This window comes from Streptomyces sp. NPDC018029, from assembly GCF_044327655.1.
Classification (GTDB): domain Bacteria; phylum Actinomycetota; class Actinomycetes; order Streptomycetales; family Streptomycetaceae; genus Streptomyces.
Genome location: NZ_JBIRFV010000010.1, coordinates 335,698 through 354,502 on the forward strand (window position 1 = coordinate 335,698; position 18,805 = coordinate 354,502).

The 18,805-nt window shown below is 71.6% G+C and carries 19 protein-coding genes; 10 read left to right on the forward strand and 9 right to left on the reverse strand.

Annotation, left to right across the window (positions count from 1 at the left end; translation table 11 throughout):
• Positions 1 to 13: 13 nt before the first annotated feature.
• Positions 14 to 1,390, forward strand: a complete 1,377-nt coding sequence (locus ACH4D5_RS29955; RefSeq protein ID WP_398308385.1) for an FAD-dependent oxidoreductase — start codon at positions 14 to 16, stop codon at positions 1,388 to 1,390.
• A 79-nt stretch (positions 1,391 to 1,469) separates the two neighbouring features.
• On the opposite strand, the gene ACH4D5_RS29960 is transcribed toward ACH4D5_RS29955, so the two are convergent.
• Entirely contained in the window at positions 1,470 to 1,844 is a 375-nt protein-coding gene (locus ACH4D5_RS29960) for an ArsR/SmtB family transcription factor (RefSeq protein ID WP_398308387.1), read from the reverse strand.
• 149 nt (positions 1,845 to 1,993) lie between these two features.
• On the opposite strand from ACH4D5_RS29960, the gene ACH4D5_RS29965 reads away from it, so the two are divergent.
• Positions 1,994 to 3,073 (forward strand): NADH:flavin oxidoreductase/NADH oxidase, encoded by a 1,080-nt coding sequence (locus ACH4D5_RS29965; protein WP_398308389.1) that lies wholly within the window; start codon positions 1,994 to 1,996, stop codon positions 3,071 to 3,073.
• Between the two features lie 31 nt (positions 3,074 to 3,104).
• On the opposite strand, the gene ACH4D5_RS29970 is transcribed toward ACH4D5_RS29965, so the two are convergent.
• Complete coding sequence (locus tag ACH4D5_RS29970; RefSeq protein WP_398308391.1) at positions 3,105 to 4,109, reverse strand: transporter substrate-binding domain-containing protein; 1,005 nt, start codon at positions 4,107 to 4,109, stop codon at positions 3,105 to 3,107.
• An 18-nt stretch (positions 4,110 to 4,127) separates the two neighbouring features.
• Positions 4,128 to 4,838, reverse strand: coding sequence for a hypothetical protein (locus ACH4D5_RS29975; RefSeq protein ID WP_398308393.1), 711 nt, complete (start codon positions 4,836 to 4,838; stop codon positions 4,128 to 4,130).
• A 130-nt stretch (positions 4,839 to 4,968) separates the two neighbouring features.
• Between ACH4D5_RS29975 and ACH4D5_RS29980 the strand changes: the two genes are divergently transcribed.
• The gene (locus ACH4D5_RS29980) at positions 4,969 to 5,271 is read left to right on the forward strand and encodes a DUF3040 domain-containing protein (protein ID WP_398308395.1); all 303 of its coding nucleotides are present in this window, start codon (positions 4,969 to 4,971) and stop codon (positions 5,269 to 5,271) included.
• 19 nt (positions 5,272 to 5,290) lie between these two features.
• On the opposite strand, the gene ACH4D5_RS29985 is transcribed toward ACH4D5_RS29980, so the two are convergent.
• Together ACH4D5_RS29985 and ACH4D5_RS29990 are read right to left on the reverse strand one after the other, a co-directional pair.
• Complete coding sequence (locus ACH4D5_RS29985; RefSeq protein ID WP_398308397.1) at positions 5,291 to 5,554, reverse strand: GlsB/YeaQ/YmgE family stress response membrane protein; 264 nt, start codon at positions 5,552 to 5,554, stop codon at positions 5,291 to 5,293.
• A 159-nt stretch (positions 5,555 to 5,713) separates the two neighbouring features.
• Entirely contained in the window at positions 5,714 to 6,097 is a 384-nt protein-coding gene (locus ACH4D5_RS29990) for a VOC family protein (protein ID WP_398308399.1), read from the reverse strand.
• Between the two features lie 92 nt (positions 6,098 to 6,189).
• On the opposite strand from ACH4D5_RS29990, the gene ACH4D5_RS29995 reads away from it, so the two are divergent.
• Positions 6,190 to 6,564, forward strand: a complete 375-nt coding sequence (locus ACH4D5_RS29995; protein WP_398308401.1) for a WhiB family transcriptional regulator — start codon at positions 6,190 to 6,192, stop codon at positions 6,562 to 6,564.
• 57 nt (positions 6,565 to 6,621) lie between these two features.
• On the opposite strand, the gene ACH4D5_RS30000 is transcribed toward ACH4D5_RS29995, so the two are convergent.
• From ACH4D5_RS30000 to ACH4D5_RS30015, 4 genes are all read right to left on the reverse strand, one after another.
• Complete coding sequence (locus ACH4D5_RS30000; protein ID WP_398308403.1) at positions 6,622 to 6,990, reverse strand: DUF6479 family protein; 369 nt, start codon at positions 6,988 to 6,990, stop codon at positions 6,622 to 6,624.
• 60 nt (positions 6,991 to 7,050) lie between these two features.
• On the reverse strand, positions 7,051 to 7,869 hold the full coding sequence (locus ACH4D5_RS30005) for a transporter substrate-binding domain-containing protein (protein WP_398308405.1): 819 nt from the start codon (positions 7,867 to 7,869) through the stop codon (positions 7,051 to 7,053).
• Between the two features lie 85 nt (positions 7,870 to 7,954).
• Positions 7,955 to 9,529: a M81 family metallopeptidase gene (locus tag ACH4D5_RS30010; protein WP_398308407.1), complete on the reverse strand. Its 1,575-nt coding sequence runs from the start codon at positions 9,527 to 9,529 to the stop codon at positions 7,955 to 7,957.
• Positions 9,526 to 10,716, reverse strand: a complete 1,191-nt coding sequence (locus ACH4D5_RS30015) for an ROK family protein (RefSeq protein WP_398308409.1) — start codon at positions 10,714 to 10,716, stop codon at positions 9,526 to 9,528. Before ACH4D5_RS30015 ends, ACH4D5_RS30010 begins: the two co-directional genes overlap by 4 nt.
• 209 nt (positions 10,717 to 10,925) lie before the next feature.
• On the opposite strand from ACH4D5_RS30015, the gene ACH4D5_RS30020 reads away from it, so the two are divergent.
• The 6 genes from ACH4D5_RS30020 (at position 10,926) to ACH4D5_RS30045 (ending at position 18,805) form a co-directional block, all read left to right on the forward strand.
• The gene (locus ACH4D5_RS30020; RefSeq protein WP_398308411.1) at positions 10,926 to 12,776 is read left to right on the forward strand and encodes a peptide ABC transporter substrate-binding protein; all 1,851 of its coding nucleotides are present in this window, start codon (positions 10,926 to 10,928) and stop codon (positions 12,774 to 12,776) included.
• On the forward strand, positions 12,773 to 13,750 hold the full coding sequence (locus tag ACH4D5_RS30025; RefSeq protein ID WP_398308412.1) for an ABC transporter permease: 978 nt from the start codon (positions 12,773 to 12,775) through the stop codon (positions 13,748 to 13,750). The genes ACH4D5_RS30020 and ACH4D5_RS30025 overlap by 4 nt, the downstream gene beginning before the upstream one ends.
• A complete protein-coding gene (locus ACH4D5_RS30030) occupies positions 13,747 to 14,652 on the forward strand; it encodes an ABC transporter permease (RefSeq protein WP_398308414.1) in 906 nt (301 codons plus the stop codon). Before ACH4D5_RS30025 ends, ACH4D5_RS30030 begins: the two co-directional genes overlap by 4 nt.
• A gap of 14 nt (positions 14,653 to 14,666) precedes the next feature.
• The gene (locus tag ACH4D5_RS30035; RefSeq protein ID WP_398308416.1) at positions 14,667 to 16,712 is read left to right on the forward strand and encodes a dipeptide ABC transporter ATP-binding protein; all 2,046 of its coding nucleotides are present in this window, start codon (positions 14,667 to 14,669) and stop codon (positions 16,710 to 16,712) included.
• On the forward strand, positions 16,709 to 17,614 hold the full coding sequence (gene mmuM, locus ACH4D5_RS30040) for a homocysteine S-methyltransferase (RefSeq protein ID WP_398308418.1): 906 nt from the start codon (positions 16,709 to 16,711) through the stop codon (positions 17,612 to 17,614). The genes ACH4D5_RS30035 and mmuM overlap by 4 nt, the downstream gene beginning before the upstream one ends.
• Positions 17,615 to 17,719: 105 nt before the next feature.
• Complete coding sequence (locus ACH4D5_RS30045; protein WP_398308420.1) at positions 17,720 to 18,805, forward strand: WD40/YVTN/BNR-like repeat-containing protein; 1,086 nt, start codon at positions 17,720 to 17,722, stop codon at positions 18,803 to 18,805.

The following is an 18,805-nucleotide window of genomic DNA, read 5'->3' on the forward strand; positions in this document are numbered from 1 at the left end:
AAGGAGCACCACAGTGCTGCAGGTCGCCGTCGTCGGTTCCGGCCCCAGCGGGGTGTACGCCGCACAGTCCCTCGTCCAGCAGGACCGCGTGCCGGACGTGCGGGTCGACGTGCTCGACCGGCTCCCCTGCCCGTACGGCCTGGTGCGCTACGGGGTCGCGCCGGACCACGAGAAGATCAAGTCGCTGCAGAACAATCTGCGCACGGTCCTCGAACACGAGCGCGTCCGCTTTCTCGGCTCCCTGGAGATCGGCTCCGGCGCCCTCACCCCCGCCCGGCTGCTCGACCTCTACCACGCGGTGGTCTACTGCGTCGGCGCGGCGGCGGACCGCAGGCTCGGGGTGCCCGGCGAGGATCTCCCGGGCAGCTATTCGGCGACCGAGTTCGTCTCCTGGTACAGCGCGCATCCGGACGCGCTCACGGACGGATACGCACAGGACGGGTTCGTGCGGGACGTCGAGTCAGCCGTCGTGATCGGCGTCGGCAATGTAGCGGTGGACGTGGCCCGCATGCTGGTCCGCGGCGCCGCCGAACTGCTCCCCACCGACATGCCGGACGCGCCGCTCGGCGTGCTCGCGGGCAGCGGGGTGCGCGAGGTGTCCATGGTGGGGCGGCGCGGGCCCTCGCAGGCCCGGTTCACCACCAAGGAGCTGCGGGAGCTCGGCTCGCTGCCGGACACCGAGGTCGTGGTGGATCCCGCGGAGCTGGCACTGGACCCCGCGTACACCGACCCTTCCGGGCTGCCCGCCGCCAGCCGCCGCAACGTGGAGGTGCTGCGCGGCTGGGCCGAGCGCCCGGTGCGGGGCCTGGCCCGGCGGATCAGGCTGCGCTTCTTCCTGCGGCCTGTCTCCCTCACGGCGGGGGCGGCGGGCCGCGTCGCCCTGACCCGGTTCGAGCGCACGCTGCCGGACGGCCGGGGCGGGGTGACGGGCTCCGGGCAGTACGAGGACATCCCCGCACAGCTGGTGCTCCGCTCGGTCGGCTACCGCGGAGTGCCCCTGGAGGGGCTGCCGTTCGACGCGGAGCGGGGCACGGTGCCGCACGCGGCGGGACGGGTGCTGCGCGACGGCGTGCCGTCGCCCGGCGAGTACGTGGCGGGGTGGATCAAACGCGGCCCGACCGGCGTGATCGGCACGAACCGTCCGTGTTCCAAGGAGACGGTCCAGTCCCTCCTGGACGACGCCCCCGCCCTCGCCCGGAGGCAGCTCCCGGAGGACCCCCTGACGGCGCTGCGGGCCGCGGGACTGTGTCCGGTCGAGTGGCCGGGCTGGCTGGCCATCGAACGCGCGGAGGCCCGCCTGGGCCACTCCCTCGGCCGGAGCGTGGTGAAGATCCCGGACTGGGAGGGGCTGCGGGAGGCGGCGCGGGAGGTGTCGGGGCCGCAGAGCTAGGGACGAACCCCCACGTGGGGGTGCCCGACGGCACACCGGCGGTCCCGGTGGCCCGGGCAGCCGCTGGAACCGGGCCGGTTCAGCTCTCTTCGCCGAGGCGGTCGGCCTGGCGGGCCGCCGCGGCCAGGACGCTGTCGAGCAGGCCGGGGAAGAGGGCGTCGAGGTCGTCGCGGCGCAGCACGTTCAGCTTGGCGGTGCCGCGGTAGATCTGCCGGATGACGCCGCTCTCGCGCAGCACCCGGAAGTGGTGCGTGCACGTGGACTTGGTGACGGGCAGCTCGAAGTAGGAACAGGAGAGTCCGGCCGCGCCCTCCTCCCGGGCCAGCGCCCGGACCACCCGCATCCGCATCGGATCGGCGAGGGCGTGCAGCACGGCTTCGAGGCGGATCTCCTCGGGCTCGGGGTGGGCGAGCGTTCTGCTGCTCGCGCTGCCGGTCGCGGCGGCGGTCGTCATGGCGGCTCCACTTCGTCCTGTGCGCCCCGAGCGCTTGGTCCCCGGGTCCCTGGGCGCCATTGTACGAGAGTCATCGTAGTTTGACATCCGCCGTACTACGAGGTCTATCGTACGAGGAGCACATCAGCCCCGACGAATGGGAGCCCGCCGTGAGCGCGCTGTTCGAGCCCTACACCCTGCGATCGCTGACCATCCCGAACCGGGTCTGGATGCCCCCGATGTGCCAGTACTCGGCGGCGCCCGAGGGCCCCGGGGCGGGAGTCCCGCAGGACTGGCACTTCGCGCACTACGCGGCGCGCGCCACCGGTGGCACCGGCCTGATCATCGTCGAGGCCACCGCGGTCAGCGCCGAGGGCCGCATCAGCCCGTACGACCTGGGCATCTGGAACGACACCCAGGCCGAGGCGTTCCGCCGCGTCACGGACTTCCTGCGGGGCCAGGGCACCGTCCCGGCGATCCAGCTCGCCCACGCGGGCCGCAAGGCGTCCACCGACCGGCCCTGGAAGGGCGGCGCCCCGGTCGGCGCGGACCAGTACGGCTGGCAGCCGGTCGCGCCCAGCGCGGTCGCCTTCGACGAGCGGCACCCCGTGCCGACGGAGCTCACCGTCGAGGAGATCCACGAGGTCGTGGAGCAGTTCGCCGACGCCGCGCGGCGCTCGCACGCCGCGGGCTTCGACATCGCCGAGATCCACGGCGCCCACGGCTATCTGATCGGCGAGTTCCTCTCCCCGCACAGCAACAAGCGCACCGACGCGTACGGCGGCTCGTACGAGAACCGCACGCGCTTCGCGCTCGAGGTCGTCGACGCCGTGCGGGCCGTGTGGCCCGAGGACAAGCCGCTGTTCTTCCGCATCTCCGCCACCGACTGGCTGGACGAGGCGGGCTGGACGGCGGACGACACGGTCCGCTTCGCCACCGACCTCAAGGAGCACGGCATCGACCTGCTCGACGTCTCCACGGGCGGCAACGCCGCGGGCGTCAGGATCCCTGTCGAGCCCGGCTACCAAGTCCCGTTCGCCGCGCGGGTGAAGGCCGAGACGGAGCTGCCGGTCGCCGCGGTCGGTCTGATCACCGAAGTCGCACAGGCCGAGAAGATCCTGGCCAACGGCGAGGCGGACGCCGTCCTGCTCGGCCGCGAACTGCTGCGCGACCCCTCGTGGGCGCGGCGCGCGGCACGTGAACTCGGCGCCGAGGTGCACGTGCCGGACCAGTACCACCGCTCCGTCTGAGCTGGGCGCACACGGGCGTCTCGTGCGGGGGCTAGTGGCCCCCGCACGACGTCTCGGCGAGCGCCTCGAACTCGTCGTCGGTGGGCTTGTACTGCTGCTCGAAGTCGGCCAGGCGCTCGGTGATGTCGGAGAAGTGGGCCCGGAAGGCGAGCGCCCACTGGGTGTCGAGGAAGCGCTTGAGGGCGCCGTTCAGTTTGCGGCAGTCCGCCTCGTGGCCCTCGCGCAGGCCGATTCCGTAGAACTGCAGCTTCTTGACGGTGATGTTCCGGACCACCTTCACGTCGTTCTTGTACCGCGGGTCCTGCGCGAAGCCCTCAAGGATGATCTTGTCGGTCCAGACGGCGTCGAAGTTGCCCCGCGTGAGATCCCGCACGCACGTCTTGTAGCTGTTGCGCAGCTCGGCCACCACGTTCGGGCCCAGCGCGTCGCGCACGGACTTCTTCGCCTTGTCGTCCTGCTCGCTCTCGGGGTCGCCGGTGGACCCGCGTACGCTGCACACCCGCTTGCCGTCGACGTCCGCCAGCCTGTTGATGCCCCGTTCCTTCTCACGGACGAGCACGCCCTGGTAGGTCTTGAGGTAGGGGGCGGTGAAGTCGATCTTCTTGTCCCGCGGTTCGGTGATCGAGTACGTGGCCACCACCAGGTCCATGCTGCGCTCGCGCAGCACCTTCTCGCGGTTGCGGGACTGGACGTCCCAGTCGGCTGCCTTGAAGTCCAGATCACTGCCGAGGAACTGCACCAACTGCGCCTCGAAACCGGCGAAGTCGTCCTCCTCCTCGCTGCGTGTGCTGAAGCCCGGCTGCCCCTTCTTGACGGCGATGTTGAGCGTCTCCTTCTCGAAGAGGGACGCGTGGCCGCTTCCGGCAGAGCCGCCGGCGCGGGACGGCGACGCGGTGCCGGGCCCGTCGTCGGTGCCCCCGCCGCCACCGCCGCACGCGGCGAGCAGGGTGGCCAGGGAGAGAGCCAGCAGGCATGCGGTGGGCAGTCGGGGGCGCGGCACTCGACGGGACGACGGCGTTCTGCCGGACGTGGGCACTGTGGCACTCTCCTTCGGCTACCGGCGGTACTCCGCCTTCTCCAGCGTCAGCTCGACCCGGCAGTGCGCGCCACCGGCCAGCTGGATGTCGACCGACACCTCGGGGCCGGGGTCGTCGAGCGTGAGGGTCGTGCTGAACGTCTCCTCCAGCTCGACGGGCGCCTTGGCCCCGATGTCCTTTCCCTGGAACCTCAGCTTGCCCATCCGCAGGCACGGCGATGCGCCCGCCGCGCCGTCCCGTGCCGTGAACGAGAGCCTCAACTCATCGTTGCCGCCGGGCCGTGCCTCGACGTCGAGCCGCGCCGTCGTGCCCGCGGCCAGGGTGCCGCCCGTCAGGTGCGCGTCGCCCGTGACGTCGTCGGGCCGCGCCGCGAGGACCCACCACAGGACGCCCCCGATGACGGCCGCCGCGGTGAACGCCGCGAGGAAAGCCAGCAGATGCTGCGTGACCTCCTTGCGCTCGTCCCGGCGCGCGTAGAGCGTCATGGCGGACACGTACGCGATGAATCCGCCGCCCGCGACCGTCAGGGCGGTCGCCGAGTCGCCGATCACCGCGATGGCGACGAGGATGAGCATCAGCACGAGGTGGACGGTGAACAGCACCGTGAAGTAGCGCCTGCCCTCGGGGTCCGGCGCCGGGCCGCCGGCTCCGCCCGGGCCTTCCGTGCCGCCCGTGCCCTCCTGGGCCGACCCGCCGCCCGGCGGAACGGGCTTCGACTGCGCGACCAACTGGAACCCCTCCCCCGTGCGAGCGGTACATGCGGACGGCAAGGATGCCACAGAGAGTGACGCGAGAGGCATCAATAGACGCCAAGTCACGCATACTCGGAGGGAGTTGTGAGGACCAAGAGGGGCGACGATGTCGACAGATCGGCTTCCGGAGCACGAGCAGCGCATCCTCGACGAGATGGAAGCGGCTCTGCGGAACGACCGCCGGCTCAAGACCCGCATGTGGTTGCTGCGCGCCGGGCGCCGCGTACGCGCCGCCCTCACGCATACGCCGCGCCCGCTCACCGTGGCCTTCTTCGCCACCGTGTCCTGCACGCTCCTCGTCATCGGCATCCGCACGTCGGCCACCGGTGCGATCTGGGCCTTCGCCTTCCTGTGGCCGCTCACGCTGATCGGGTTCCTGCGGCTGCTGTGCCGGTGGACGGAGCCGTGAGGCGGGCCCGGTGAGAGGTTCAGCGGCGCAGCTTCACCCGGTCGAGGGCCGCGACTCCGAGGGCTGCCAGGGCGATCTGGATGAGCCACTCGCCCCAGTCCACGCCGTCGGTGTCGGCGACGCCGAGGCCCGCAGCCACGGCCGTGCCGATGAGCGCCGCGACGATGCCGACGGCGATCGTCCACAGCAGGCCGATGCGCTGCCGCCCGGGTATGACGAGCCTGCCCAGAATGCCGATGAGGGCGCCGATCAGAATCGCGCTGATGAGTCCTGAAATCTCCATCACTGCCCCTTGGTCGGATCCGTTCGTTACTGTGTTCGGACCCACCGAGTGCCCGTGGACGGGCCCCGCAATCCGGTTCCGGCGCGGGCGGGGGGACTCACGCCCCGGTCGGTTCGGGGCATTCGGCGTTCACTCGGAGATCTTTCACTCGGAGATCGTTCACTCGGGGATCGCGGCCAGCGTGAAGGAGTGCCCGGCCGGGTCGGAGTAGGTGCGGGTGTCGCGCGGCCCGTTGTTGTCCTTCGTGTCCACGGGCCGCGCGCCGAGACCGACCGCCTCGCGCTCGGCCTCGTCCATGTCGTGCCGGGCCACCATGATCCTCAGGTGGGCCTGCTGCGAGTCCTCCGGACGGGGCCAGCTCGGCGGAATGTAGTCGCGCTCCCTGTGCACGGCCAAGCAGACGCCGTTCTCGTTGGTGACCTCTACGTAATCGGGGTCCTTGCTCAACTGCACCTCGGCGCCCAGCAGTCCGGCATAGAACTCGGCGAGCCTCTCGGGCTCCGAACAGTCCAGTACGAGCACGGTGTTCTTGTGGACGGTCATGGTGACCGGGTCCCCCGGGCCCTCCCGCCCAAACGGCCCCCGGTTTCCGGGCCTTGGCCCTGGGAACCCGCGCCGACATGGAGTGGTTGAGCATGCTGAGCATGGAGTGGCTGGAGAAGGCCGCCTGTACCGAAGAGGATCCGGAGCTGTTCTTTCCCGTCGGCACGGCGGGACCCGCCGCGCGGGACACCGCCGCCGCCAAGGAGGTCTGCGCCCAGTGCGAGGTGAGGGTGCAGTGCCTGGCCTGGGCGCTCAAGGCCGGGGAGAGCGGTGTGTGGGGCGGGACGTGCGCGGAGGAGCGGGCGGACCTGCGGAGAAAGGCGCAGTGGTCGCACGCGGTCCGGTCGGCGCGGTCTGCACGGTCCGACGGGTCGTCGCCCTCGTCCCGGTCTGACCGGTCGTCGCGCTCGTCCCGGCCCGACCGGTCGTCGCGCTCCGCTCGGTCGGCGCGGTCCGCGGCGACGTGACGGCGCTGCCGCAGGCCGCGCCCTGACGGGGACGCGGCCGCGGGGCTCGCCGTGGCCTCAGCCGCGCGTGCCGGGGCCGCCGCTGCCGAAGGCGCCGCTGCTCCCCCGGTTCCAGCGCCGGCGCCGCTGGTCGTCGCTCCGCTTGGAGGCGACGTTGCCCGACCCCTTCAGCTGATGGGGGGTCAGCCTGCCGCCGTCCCGGGGGACTTCGTCGGGCTCGCGGTGCTCCACGACCGCTCCGACGGGGCCTTCGGCGGGCAGCCGCGGCTGCTCCTGCGGCTTCGGCGGACGCTGCTCCCTGCCGCGCACCCGGATCCCGAACCACACGGCCCAGATCAGCAGGACGGCGATCCCCAGTCCGGTGAGGAACGGCGCGAGTCCGCCCCCGGGCACGGCTGCCAGTTGTTCCACGCTGAGATACGTCATGGGCGCCGAGTACCCCCGCCGCCCGTCACCACCCGTTGGAAAGGGCCCGTCCGGATCCGCTCACCCCATCCACTCCGCCTCGTACTTCGCATACGTCCCGTCGTGCGTCGCGAGGTGCACGAACTGGTCGACGTACGCCTTGAACTCGTCGTCGCCGCGCGGCATCGCGTACGCCTTCTCGGCGAAGGTGAAGGGCTTGTCGGGGTGGAGGGAGCACAGTTCGGGGTGGATCTTCGACTGGTAGAGCGTCTCGCTCGCGTCCGTCATCATCACGTCCGCCCGGCCGTCGATGATCTCCTGGAAGATCGTGGTGTTCTCCGGGTGCAGCTTGATCGTGGCGCGCTTGATGTTCGCGCGGGCGAACTGCTCGTTCGTGCCGCCGGGGTTGACGACGACGGTCGTGCCCGGCCTGTCGATGTCAGCGAGCGCGCCCGCCCCGAACTTCTCCTTGTCGGCGCAGCGCACGATCGGGGTCTTGCCGTCCTTGCGCGTGGGTTCGCTGAAGTAGACCTGGCGGGCGCGCGGCAGGGTGATCGAGACGCCACCGACGCCGATGTCGCAGCGCCTCGCCGCGACGTCCTTGGTCAAGTTCGCCCAGGTCGTGGCGGTGAACTTCGGCTTGGCCTCCAGGCTCTTCGCGAGGTCCCGCGCCATCTTGATGTCGATGCCGCTGTACGTTCCTTCGGCGGGGTCCAGCTTCGTGAAGGGGGCGTAGTCGCCGGTCGTGCAGACGTTCAGGACGCCCTTCTTCGGCACGGTGTCCAAGAGGCTGCGCGCGTGGTGGCCGTCCGGCCGGCGGCCCGCGTCGGGAGAGGCGGGCGCCGCGGCCGTGACGGCCAGCAGACAGACCAGTGCGGACAAGGTGGCAGCACGCTTCACAGGGAACTCCTCTGCGCGAAGGACGTACGACGGCGGCTCGAAGGGATCACCTTCGCAGACCCGTTCGCGCGGGTGAACCCCCTTCTCAGGGAGCGAGCGGGGTGAGCAGTGCCGGGGTCAGGTCGGGCGCCCCGCCGTCGTAGGCGTCCTCGTCGAACGGGTACAGCGGCCGCTCCACCCGGTGGTGGCCGAGGCGCGGCAGGTCCTGGTCGACGCCGCCCGGCGTGAGGGCGAGGAGCCAGTCGGCCGCCATGGCGTGGAGTTCGGGCTCCAGGTAGCCGATCTTCACGACCACGAGGTCGTACGTACGGGGGTCGATGCCGAGGCCGCCCTCCGCCGGGCCCATGAAGTCGGCGAGCGTGTGGAACGGTTTGCGGCGCTCGACGAGGATGACGGTGAGGCCGCCGCTGCGCACGGCCGCCATGTCGACACCGCGGTCGTACGCGCCGCCCTCCGCGCGGTCCTTCTGATCGGTGGCCCGCTGCAACGCGACGACGGTGCCGGTGAGTTCGTACGGACCGCCGTGACGCGGGTCGACCTTGCCGCCGACGCTCAGCGTGACCTCCGCGCCCACGCCCGCGTCGAAGCAGTGGGCGACGGCGACCGGGTCGGTGATGCCGGGGTGGACCGCGGTGACCCGGCCGCCGCGGATCGCGTCGTTCTCGAGCAGTTTGCCGAGCATGTACGCGAGGTCGCCCGCGCCGCCCGCCGTCGGGTTGTCGCCCGAGTCGCTGATCAGGAAGGGGCGCGCGGACGACTTGACCGCTCGCTCGACGCACTCCTCGGCGGTGCCCGTCGGGCCGACGAAGACGAAGTCGCGGCGCGCGTCCCAGTAGCGGCGGGCCAGTTTCCCGGCCTCGGCGGCGGCGAGTCCGGCGTCTTCGCCGGTGACGACGACGGCGGCCTGGCAGCGCGGTTCGTCGGCCCAGGCGTAGCCGACCCACAGCGCGGCGTCGAGGATGCCGGGCAGTCGCTCGATCTCGGCGAGGGAGGCGTAGAGGGACCTGGCGGGCTCCAGGCGGGTGCTGGTCTTCTCACCGGGCAGGAGGACCGGGACCTGGACCCAGACGCGGTGCGGCCGGGTGCCGTCGATGAGGCAGCGCACGAGGTTGCGGGCCGCGCGTTCGCGGGTCTCCCAGGCGTCCTCGTGCGGGGCGAGGCGGTGGGCGGTGAGCAGGTCGACGGGCTCGGCGAAGCGGCGCGAGACGTTGCCGTGCAGGTCCATGGCGGCGGAGATCATCGGCCGTCCCGTGCCGTCCGGGGTGCCGACGGAGTCGAGGGCCGCGCGGACCGCTTCGGTGAGGTCGGCCTCGGCGTCGGTGAGGCCGATGACGCTCATCGCGCCGTGGATGTCGTACACGAGGCCGTCGAGCGGGCCCGCCGCGCGTAGGCGCGTGACCAGTTCGTCCTTCAGCGTCAGGTACGACTCTGCTTCCACCGGTCCGCCGGGCAGTGAGGTGGCGTGCAGCAGGGGCACCCATTCGACGGTGTCCGCGAGGTCGGAGTCCGTCCGGGTCCAGGTGTAGCGGTCGAGGAGCTCCTGGCCGCGGGTTCGGCGGAAGTCGTCGGTGGTGGAGCGGTGCGGGCAGAACGTGGACGACTCGATGCCGATGCCGCCGATGCCGATGCGCAGGCGGCGACGGTGCGCGGAGGGGGTCATGCGGGTGCGCTCTCTTCCTGGGGGGCGGGGGCTGCCGGGGTGGCCGGGAGGTGGTGGCGCAGGGCGGTGAGGCCGGCGCCGAGGAGGCCCGCGTCGACGCCCGTGACGGTCGTGGTGATCTCCAGGTCGGCCGTGGCGAGGGGCAGGCAGCGTTCGTAGAGGACCCCGCGCACGGCGGCGACCAGGGGTTCTGCCGTGGCGAGGACGCCGCCGAGGGCCACGGCCTGCGGGTTGAAGAAGTTGACGACGACGGACAGGACCGTGCCGATGTGCCGTCCCGCGGTGCGGACGAGGGTGGTGGCCTGCGGGTCGCCGTCCGCGACGAGCCGCAGCAGTCCTGCGGTGTCGGTCACTTCGACGCCCTGCCGGGCCAGTTCGCGGATCAGGGCCGCGCCGCTGGCGACGGTCTCCAGGCAGCCGATGTTGCCGCAGCTGCACGGGCGGTCGCCCGCGGCGTCGACGCGGACGTGGCTGATGTCGCCCGCGCTGCCGTTGGCGCCGTCGTGCGGGCGGCCCGCGGAGATGACGCCGCTGCCGATGCCGCGTCCGGCCTTGACGACGACGAGGTGGTCGAGGCCGGGACGTGCGACGCGGTGCTCGCCGACCGCCATCATCGTGGCGTCGTTGTCGACGGTGACGGGGATGCCGAGCCGCTCGGCGAGGACGTCGCGCAGCGGGTAGCGGTGCCAGCCGGGCATGCGGGAGGGGCTGAGGACGAGGCCGGTGGCGGGCTGCACGGGCCCGGGGAAGGCCACGCCGAACGCGCGTACCGTGCGGCCCTCCTCCCGCTGGTGGGCGATCAGCTCCTCGACCTGGCCGCAGAGCCAGTCCACCGCGGACTCGGGGCCCGCGGTGATGTCGTGCGGCAGGTCGACGGCGTCGGTGACGGTGCCGCCGGGGTCGACCGCGCCGAGCCGCGCGTGGTGGCTGCCGAGGTCCGCGGCGAGGGCGACGCCTCCGTGTGCGGCCACGCGCAGCAGCCGGGGCCTGCGGCCGCCGCGCGAGGCGCCCTCGCCGGACTCGCTGAGCACTCCGGCGTCGACGAGTTCCTGCACGCGCAGGGAGACCGTCGAGGGGGCGAGGCCCAGCTCGCGTACGAGGTCGGCCCGGGACGTGGCCGCTCCCGAGGAGACCAGGTGCACGATGTGCTGCGCCGAGCCGGGCTCGTCGCGTGGTCGTCCGGTCATGCCTGCCGCCCCCAGTTGTTTCGGAATCTTCGTTCGAGACCGACACGAACTCTAGGTTCGATCAAAGCAAGTTGGCCAGCCCCGCCGGGTTTTCCACTTCTTGCCGAATGAAGCTATTGACTTGGTTTTCGCGCCCGGCCTAGCGTTCGGGCGCCGCCCCGTCGTTCTCCGGCACGGGCCGGCCCCGTACCCCTTGGAGGCCCATCGCCATGCGCTCATTCAGGTCCGCCAGGTCCGCGGCGGCCGCGCTGCTCGCCCTCGCGGCGGCCCTCACCGGATGCACCCGCGAGGGCGGCCGCATCGACATGGGCCCCACCGGTGGCACGCCCGTCGAGGGCGGCACGGCGACCATGGCGCTGCCACCCGCCGCGACGCCCAACTGGATCTTCCCGATCGGTGCGCCGGGCTATGGCGCCTCGTACAACTACGGGATCAATTCGCTGCTGTTCACGCCGGTGTACGACGCCGTGCAGGACGAGGCGAAGGGCGAGCTGACCACGCACGGCCCCGGCACGCTGGGCCTCGCGCCGAAGTACAGCGACGGCAACAGGACCGTGACGGTGCCGCTGCGCAAGGGCGTCGAGTGGTCCGACGGGAAGCCGGTCACCGCCCGCGACCTGGAGTTCTGGTTCCACCTGGTGAAGGCCAACAAGGCGGAGTGGGGCAGCTATTCGGTCGGCACGATGCCGGACAACGTCAAGCGGTTCGAGACGCTCGACGCCCACACCGTGCGGCTGCACCTGACGCGTGCGTACAACCCGGACTGGTTCACGGCCAACCAGCTCACCCTGCTGCGCGCGCTCCCCCAGCACGCCTGGGACGCGAAGACCGACGGCGGGCGCATCGGCGACTGGGACCGCACGCCCGCCGGCGCCAAGGCGGTCTTCGCGCGCCTGACGAAGCACGCCAAGAGCCTCGGCTCGTACGGCTCCGACCCGCTCTGGAAGACGGTCAACGGTCCCTGGAAGCTTGCCGGTTGGCGCGACAGCGGACAGGTCACCATCGTGCCGAACGAGAAGTACACCGGTCCGGAGTCGGAGCGCCCGCACCTGGACAAGGTGGTCTTCAAACCGTTCACGACGGCCGACTCCGAGTACAACGTGCTGCGTTCGGGCGGCGTCGACTACGGCTACATCCCGCCGTCGGTGCTGGCACAGAAGGAGAAGTTCCAGGACAAGGGCTACCGCGTCGATCCGTGGGAGGGCTGGGCGGCGACGTACATCGTCTACAACTTCAACTCCACGCACGGCGGCCCGATGATGGACCAGCTCTACATCCGGCAGGCCATGCAGCACCTCGTCGACCAGAAGGCGATGAGCGACGTCATCTGGCAGGGCAGCGCCACACCGACGCTCGGTCCCGTGCCGGTGACACCGAAGAGCCAGTACCTGTCCCCCGAGATGGAGAAGAACAAGTACCCGTTCTCCGTCGACAAGGCCCGGCGACTCCTCGAATCCCACGGCTGGCGGACCAAGGACGGCACGGCACGCTGCGTACGCCCCGGCACGGGAGCCGACCGGTGCGGCAAGGGCATCGAGAAGGACACTCCGCTCGAACTGACCCTGCTCTCCCAGTCGGGGTCGACCGAGACGACGAACATGATGCAGGAACTGAAGTCGTCCCTGTCCAAGGCGGGCATCGAACTGACCGTGCGCCAGCAGCCGTTGAACTCGGTGCTCGGCAACTCCGTCCCCTGCACGGCGAAGGACCCCGGCTGCGGCTGGGACATGTCGTTCTTCGGGACGGCAGGCAGCTGGTACTACCCGCTCAACCCCAGCGGTGAGCAGCTCTTCTCGACGGGCGCGTCCGCCAACTTCGGCAACTACAGCGACAAGAAGGCCGACCGCATCCTGCGCGGCATGCAGTACTCCCCCGACATGAAGCCCGTGCACGAGTACGGCGAGTACCTCGCCGAGCAGCTGCCCGTCATGTGGATGCCCAATCCGGCGTACCAGGTCTCGGTGATCCGCAACGACCTGCGCGGGGTCGAGCAGAACCCGACCGTCACCTTCGCTCCCCAGCACTGGTACTACGTCAAGAAGAAGGGAGCCGAGAAGTGACAAGATCCGCCGGCCCCACCGGCTTCACCGGATTCCTGGTCAAGCGCTTCCTCCAGGCGCTCGTCGTCCTCTTCCTGGTGTCGGTGATCGTCTTCGTGCTCCTGCACCTGCTGCCGGGCGGCCCCGCCCGCGCCATCCTCGGCCCGAAGGGCACTCCGCAGCAGATCGAGCACTTCAACCACCAGCAGGGGTACGACCGTTCGCTGCCCATGCAGTACGCGATGTACCTGAAGCGGCTGCTCACGGGTGATCTCGGCGAGTCCTTCAAGCTCAACTCGCCCGTCTTCGACCTGCTGAAGCAGCGCCTGCCGAAGACGCTGCTCCTGACCGTCCTGTCCACCGTGCTCGCCGTCGTCATCGCGGTCCCGCTCGGGCTGCTGCAGGCCGTACGGCGCGGCAAGGCGTCGGACTACGCCCTGACGGGCCTCGCCTTCCTGCTGTACGCGACGCCGGTGTTCTTCCTCGGCCTCATCATGATCATCCTGTTCGCCCAGGTCATGCCCATCCTCCCGGCGGAGGCACCCCAGGGCGAGACGGTCGGTGAACTCCTCGGTGACGTCATCGGGTTGGTGCTCCCGGTGGTCACCATGGCGTTCGGCATCGTCGCGATGTTCAGCCGCTACATGCGCTCGGCGGTGCTCGACAACCTCACCGAGGAATACGTCCGTACGGCGATGGCCAAGGGCCAGTCGAGCCGCCGGATCATGGTCAGGCACGTCCTGCGCAACGCGCTGATCCCCCTCGCGACACTCCTCGGCCTCTATCTGCCGACGCTGTTCAGCGGCGCCCTCGTCGTCGAGTCGATGTTCAACTACCCCGGCATGGGGCTGCTGTTCTGGAACGCCGCGCAGGGCTCCGACTTCCCCGTCCTGCTCGGCGTGACGCTCGTCGTCGGTGTCGCCACCGTCGTCGGCTCACTGCTCACCGATGTCCTGTACGCCGTCCTCGACCCCCGGATACGGAGCGTGGCATGACCACCACCGCTGCCCCCGCGACCGCGCCGGGCCACGAGGACGCCGAGCGGGCCACGCCCTCGCTGGCCCGCCGCACGCTGCGGGTCTTCACCGGCAACAAGCTCGCCCTGACGGGCGTGGTGGTGCTGGTCCTGCTGCTCGCCTTCAGCTACCTCGGCCCGTTGGTGTACGACACCGAGCAGGTGCACACCGACCTGTCGCAGGCGAACCTCCCGCCCGGCAGCTCCGGCCACCTCCTCGGCACCACCGACCTCGGCTACGACATGATCGGCCGCCTGATGGTCGCGGGGCAGACCTCACTGGAGATCGGCCTGGCGGCAGGCCTCCTCGCCACGCTCTTCGGCACCGTCTACGGCGCGGTCTCCGGCTACTTCGGCGGCTGGGTCGACGCCACGATGATGCGGATCACGGACGCGGCGCTCGCCATCCCCGCGATGTTCCTGCTCGTCGTGGTCGCCGCGATCGTCACCCCCGGCAAGGGCGTCCTCATCATGATCATCGCGGCGGTGGCGTGGCTGTCCCCCGCCCGCCTGGTGCGCGGCGAGGCGCTGGCGCTGCGCGACCGCGAGTACGTGCAGGCCATGCGGATGATGGGCGGGGGCGGCACACGGGCCGTCTTCAAGCACATCGTGCCGAACGCGATCGGCACGGTCATCGTCAACTGCACCTTCCAGATCGCCGACGCGATCCTCTACGTCAGCTACCTCGCTTTCCTCGGCCTGAGCATCCCGCCGCCCTCGGCGGACTGGGGATCGATGCTGTCGGCCGGCATCACCTACACCCAGAACGGCTACTGGTGGCTGATCTTCCCGCCGGGCATCGCGATCGTGCTGGTCGTCGCCGCGTTCAACTTCATCGGGGACGGACTGCGGGACGCGTTCGAAGTACGGCTGCGGAAGTAGAGGGAGAAACGGACATGACCGAGCCGCTGCTCACCATCGACGACCTGAGCGTCGACATCACCTCACGCGAACGCACCGTCCACGCCCTCGACGGCGTCTGTCTGACCCTCGCCCCCGGCGAGGCCCTGGGCATCGTCGGCGAGTCCGGCTGCGGCAAGACGATGACCGCGCTCAGCGTCCTCGGCCTGCTGCCGCCGGGCGGCGCGATCACCGGAGGCCGCGTCCTGTTCGACGGGCAGGACCTGGCCGCCGCCCCCGCGCCCGTCCTCCAGGACGTCCGCGGCGACAGCATCGGGATGGTCTTCCAGGACCCGCTGACCTCCCTCAACCCGACGATGACCATCGGCGCGCAGGTGGCGGAGCCCCTGCTCCTGCACCGCCCCGGCATCGGCAGGAAGGAGGCCTGGGCGCGCGCCCAGGAGATGCTGCGCCTCGTCGGCATGCCGCAGCCCGCCGAGCGCATGAAGGCCTACCCGCACCAGCTCTCGGGCGGCATGCGGCAGCGGGTGGCGATCGCCATGGCGCTGGTCTGCGAGCCGAAACTGCTGATCGCCGACGAGCCGACGACGGCCCTCGACGTGACGACGCAGCACCAGATCCTGGAGCTCGTCGACGAGCTGCGCACCCGCCTCGGCATGGCGATGATCCTGGTCACCCACGACCTGGGCGTGATCGCCAACCGTGTGGACCGGGTGGCGGTGATGTACGCGGGCCGGATCGCCGAACAGGCGGACGTACGCGACCTGTTCGCGCACCCGCGCCACCGCTACACCGAGGCGCTGTTCGCGGCGCTGCCCGAGCGGGCCGCCGACCGCGGCACCGAACTGCACACGATCCCCGGCCTGCCCCCGAACCTGGCGGTGCGCCCCACGGGCTGCCGCTTCGCACCCCGCTGCACCTTCGCCACGGACGAGTGCCGGGCCGGTGAACCGCCGCTCACGGACGACGGCGTACGCGGCGCGGCGCACCGGTTCGCGTGCTTCCACCCGGTGCCGGAGGAGGCCGCCTCCGAGGAAGACGTCGTGACTCCGGCGGCCGTGCCCGCCACGGCCGCCCCGGGCGCCGTGCTCCTCGAACTCGACGCGCTGGTCAAGGAGTTCCCGTTGAAGGGCGGCGCGTTCTCGCGCAGCCGAGGGACGGTCAGCGCGGTCGGCGGGGTGTCGCTTTCGATCCGCAAGGGCGAGACGTACGGCATGGTCGGCGAGTCGGGCTGCGGGAAGACGACGCTCGGGCGGATCGTCGCGGGCCTCGACGATCCGACGGGCGGCGCGGTGCGCTTCGAGGGCGCCGACCCGGCGCGGATGTCGCGGGCGGAGCGGCGCGCGCACCGGCGCCGCGTCCAGCTGATGTTCCAGGACTCCACCGCGGCGATGGACCCCCGCATGCGGGTCGGCGAGATCCTGCGCGAACCGCTCGTCATCCAGGGCGTCGGCAACCGCACCGAACAGGAGAAGCTGGTCGCCGACCTCCTCGACGCCGTCGGCCTGCCGCGCGGCGCCGTGCACCGCTATCCGCACGAGTTCTCCGGAGGGCAGCGCCAACGCCTCGGCCTGGCACGGGCGTTGACCCTCTCACCCGATCTGGTGGTCGCCGACGAACCGGTGTCCGCACTCGACGTGTCCGTGCAGGCGCAGATCCTCAACCTGATGCGGGAGCTGCAGCGCGAGCGCGGCCTGACCTATCTGTTCATCTCGCACGACCTGGCCGTCGTACGCCATCTGGCGGACACCGTCGGCGTGATGTACCTCGGCAAGCTCGTGGAGTCGGGCCCGGCCGAGCAGGTGTACGCGCATCCGCTGCACCCCTACACGCGCGGTCTCCTGGACACGGTCAACCTGCCCGACCCCGAGGCCGCGTCCGGCGCGCGCCGCACACCTCTGGAGGGCGAGACCCCCTCCGCGGCGCGGCCCCCGTCCGGCTGCCGCTTCCGCACCCGCTGCCCCGTCGCCCAGGAGGTGTGCGCCACCACCGAACCGCGGGTCAGTACGCCGAACGGGGCGGGACACGAGGTGGCCTGCCACTTCCCGCTGGCGGCGCCTCGGCTAGCGTCGGCGGTATGAGACTCGCCGACGCCCTCGCCCAGCGCCCGGTCGTGCTCGACGGCGGCCTCTCCAACCAGCTGGAGGCCGCGGGGCACGACCTGAGCGACGCCCTGTGGTCCGCGCGGCTGCTCGCCGACGAGCCGGACGCCGTCGAGGCCGCCCATCGCGCGTACTACGAGGCGGGCGCCGAGGTCGCGATCACCGCGAGCTACCAGGCGACGTTCGAGGGGTTCGCGCGGCGCGGCTTCGGCGCGGGGCGCACGCGCGAACTCATGGGCCTGAGCGTGGAGCTGGCCCGGCGCGCCGGGGCCGGGCTCGGACGTGAGGTGTGGGTGGCCGCGTCGGTGGGGCCCTATGGGGCGATGCTCGCCGACGGCTCCGAGTACCGGGGGCGGTACGGCCTCTCCGTGGACGCGCTGGAACGCTTCCACCGGCCACGCCTCGAAACCCTCGCCGCGGCGGGACCCGACGTCCTCGCCCTGGAGACCGTCCCGGACGCCGACGAGGCGCGCGCCCTGCTGCGGGCGGTCCGCGGCCTCGGGGTACCTGCCTGGTTGTCGTACAGCATCGCGGGCACGCACACGCGTGCGGGGCAGCCCCTGGGCGAGGCCTTCGCCCTCGCCGCCGACATGGACGAGGTGGTCGCGGTCGGCGTGAACTGCTGCGATCCGCGGGACGCCGACGCCGCGGTGGCGCTGGCCGCGCGGGTCACCGGGAAGCCGGTGGTCGTCTATCCGAACAGCGGCGAGACGTGGGACGCGGCGGCCAGGGCCTGGCGGGGCCCCGCACGGTTCGCGGCCGGACAGGTCGCGGGGTGGCGGTCGGCGGGGGCGCGGCTGGTCGGCGGGTGCTGCCGGGTGGGTCCGGCGGCGATCGCGGAGGTGGCCGGGGAACTCGCGAGGCCGGGGCCACAGGGCTGAGGACACGGCGTTGACCTGCGGGAACGTGGCGTCGGAGGGTGACTGTCAGTGGTCGGGTGCAGACTGACGGATACCTGAGACAACGACGTCGCGGAGGTGGCCACGATGGCCGATGTACTTCTGACCGTAGGCACGCGCAAGGGCCTCTTCATCGGCCGCAGGCGGAATGGGGCCTGGGAGTTCGACGACAGCCCGTACTTCAACGCGCAGGCGGTGTACTCCATCGCCATCGACACCCGCGGCCCCGCTCCCCGGCTCCTCGTCGGCGGTGACAGCGCGCACTGGGGCCCCTCCGTCTTCCACTCCGACGACCTCGGACGCACCTGGACCGAGCCGGCGAAGCCCGCTGTGAAGTTTCCCAAGTACACCGGGGCTTCGCTGGAGCGGGTCTGGCAGCTGCACCCGTCGGCCGCCGAGCCGGACGTGGTGTTCGCGGGCACGGAGCCCGCCGCGCTGTACCGCTCGGAGGACCGCGGCGAGTCCTTCTCCCTCGTCCGTCCCTTGTGGGAGCACCCCACCCGCTCCAAGTGGGTGCCGGGCGGTGGCGGGGAGGGCCTGCACACCGTGCTGACCGACGCCCGCGACGCCGGCGCGGTGACGGTCGCGGTGTCGACCGCGGGGGTGTTCCGCACCCTGGACGGCGGCGCGAGCTGGGCCCCGTCGAACAAGGGCGTGTCCGCGGTGTTCCTGCCCGAGCCGGACCCGGAGTTCGGGCAGTGCGTGCACAAGGTCGCGCGGGACGCGGCCGACCCGGACCGGTTGTATCTGCAGAACCACTGGGGGGTGTATCGCAGCGACGACGCGGGCGCGCACTGGACGGACATCGGCGAGGGCCTCCCGTCCACCTTCGGCTTCGCGGTCGTCGCCCACCCGCACCGCGGCGGCACGGCGTACGTCTTCCCGATCACCGCGGACAGCGACCGCGTCCCCGCCGACCACCGATGTCGCGTCTACCGCACGGCGGACGCGGGCAAGAGCTGGGAGCCACTGAGCGCGGGCCTCCCCCAGGAGGACCACTACGGCACAGTGCTGCGCGACGCCATGTCCAGCGACGACTGCGACCCCGCGGGCATCTACTTCGGCAATCGCAACGGGGAGGTGTTCGCGTCGGCGGACGACGGCGACAACTGGCAGCAGCTCGCCTCGCACCTGCCGGACGTGCTCTGCGTACGGGCCGCGGCCATCGGTTGA